Origin of the sequence: Catenibacterium sp. UBA627, from assembly GCF_002299355.1 — a bacterium.
GTDB lineage: Bacteria > Bacillota_I > Bacilli_A > Erysipelotrichales > Coprobacillaceae > Catenibacterium > Catenibacterium mitsuoka.
On record NZ_DBPF01000001.1, the window covers coordinates 1 to 2,536 of the forward strand.

Annotated in this window: 1 protein-coding gene; it reads right to left on the bottom strand. The window is 36.8% G+C overall.

Annotated features, from left to right (window positions below):
- Nucleotides 1-39: 39 nt before the first annotated feature.
- Entirely contained in the window at nt 40-2,301 is a 2,262-nt protein-coding gene (pflB, locus tag B2S90_RS00005) for a formate C-acetyltransferase (protein WP_278860753.1), read from the bottom strand.
- Nucleotides 2,302-2,536 lie beyond the last annotated feature (235 nt).

Genomic DNA, 2,536 nt, shown 5'->3' on the forward strand with positions numbered 1-2,536 from the left:
CTCTATAAAAAACAGTCTCATTAGAGACTGTTTTAATTATTACATATGATCGTGGCAAGTTCTAGCAATTACGTCTAACTGCTGTTCTCTAGTTAAGTCAATGAACTTAACTGCATAACCAGATACACGGATTGTGAAGTTTGCATATTCTGGCTTTTCTGGATGTTCCATAGCATCGATTAACTTTTCTGTACCGAATACGTTAACATTTAAGTGATGAGCACCCTGTCTGAAGTAACCATCCATAACTGTTACTAACTTATCAGTTCTTTCAGCTTCATCATGACCTAAAGCGCTTGGAGCGATTGTCTGAGTATTTGAAATACCATCTAATGCCCATTCATAAGGTAACTTAGCAACTGAGTTTAATGAAGCAAGTAAACCGTTCTTTTCTGCACCATATGCTGGGTTAGCACCTGGAGATAATGGTTCACCAGCTTTACGTCCATCAGGTAATGAACCTGTAGCCTTACCATAAACTACGTTAGAAGTGATTGTTAAGATAGAAGTAGTTGGTTCAGAATTTCTATATGTATGATGCTGTTTAATCTTTTTTAAGAATGTATGTAATAACCAAACTGCGATGTTGTCAGCTCTATCATCATCGTTACCATAACGAGGGAAGTCACCTTCAACTTCATAATCAACTACGATACCATCTTCATCTCTGATAGTCTTAACCTTAGCATATTTGATTGCGCTTAATGAGTCTACTACATGTGAGAAACCAGCAATACCAGTAGCGAATGTTCTACGAACATCAGTATCAATTAATGCCATTTCTGCAGCTTCATAGTAGTATTTATCATGCATGTACTGGATTAAGTTTAATGTATTTACATATAAATCTGCTAACCAGTCCATCATGTTTTCATATTTCTTGATAACTTCATCATAATCAAGATATTCAGAAGTAATTCCTCTGTATTCAGGACCTACCTGCTGTTTAGTCTTTTCATCGACACCACCATTGATAGCGTAAGTTAAGCACTTAGCTAAGTTAGCTCTCGCACCGAAGAACTGCATTTCTTTACCAGTCTGAGTAGCTGATACACAGCAGCAGATTGAATAGTCATCGCCCCATACAGGTCTCATAACGTCATCGTTTTCATACTGAATTGATGAAGTATTGATAGAGATCTTAGCAGCATACTTCTTGAAGTTTTCTGGTAATGCTTCTGTATATAGAACTGTTAAGTTTGGTTCTGGAGAAGGACCCATATCTTCTAATGTATGTAAGAAACGGAAGTCATTCTTTGTAACCATTGAACGTCCGTCAGTACCTAAACCTGCAACTTCAAGTGTAGCCCATACTGGGTCACCTGAGAATAATGCATTGTATGATGGGATACGTGCGAACTTAACCATACGGAATTTCATAACGATATGGTCAACTAATTCCTGAGCTTCGCTTTCAGTTAATGTACCGTTAGCTAAATCTCTTTCAATATAGATATCAAGGAATGTAGAGATACGTCCAACTGACATAGCTGCACCATTCTGAGTCTTGATAGCTGCTAAATAACCAAAGTATAACCACTGGAATGCTTCACGAGCGTTAGTAGCTGGTTTAGAAATATCATAACCATAAGTTTCAGCCATCTTCTTCATATTGTTAAGAGCTCTTACCTGTTCAGCAATTTCTTCTCTCTTTCTGATGATGTCTTCAGTCATTGATCCGCTACCGCAGTTGGCAAAGTCTTCTTTCTTCCATTCGATTAATGCATCGATACCGTATAAAGCAACTCTTCTGTAGTCACCAACAATACGTCCACGACCATAAGTATCTGGAAGACCAGTGATGATTTTATTATGACGTGCTTTCATAATTTCAGGAGTGTAAACATCAAATACACCCTGGTTATGAGTCTTATGATATTCAGTAAAGATTTTGTGTAATTCTGGGCTTGGTGTGTAACCATAAGTTTCGCAAGCCTGTTCAGCCATACGGATACCACCATAAGGCATGAATGCTCTCTTTAAAGGCTTATCTGTCTGTAAACCAACAACAGTTTCTAAGTCCTTCATGCTTTCATCAATATAACCAGGTCCATAAGCAGTTAAACCAGAAACTACTTCAGTTTCCATATCAAGAACTCCGCCTTTAGCTCTTTCTTCTGCCTGAAGTTCCTGTAATCTACCCCATAATTTATTAGTTGCTTCTGTAGGTTCAGCTAAGAATGATTCATCACCATCATATGGTTTGTAGTTATTCTGAATGAAGTCTCTAGTATTTACTTCTTCTTTCCATAAACGGCCTTTGAATCCAGCCCACGCATCAGCAAAACGATTTGTATCCATTGTAACAGTTCCTCCTTAAAGTATATAAAACTACTGAATTTTGTTACGCATCCTTTTCAGCGATTTCAATATACCATTATTCAAAATGTTTGTCCATGGATTTGCCTACATTTTTGTATGCGTTTTCTGTAAACGTATAACATTTTTTACCTCGTGATAAAAATTTTTCTCACAAGTTTGTATTATTTTCCGAAATCAGTAATATTGTATTTATTGTTTTAGTAATAATGCACTT

Bases quoted from the DNA above. Each gene is read 5' to 3' on its own strand.
- pflB (WP_278860753.1), bottom strand. From the start codon at position 2,301: ATGGATACAAATCGTTTTGCTGATGCGTGGGCTGGATTCAAAGGCCGT.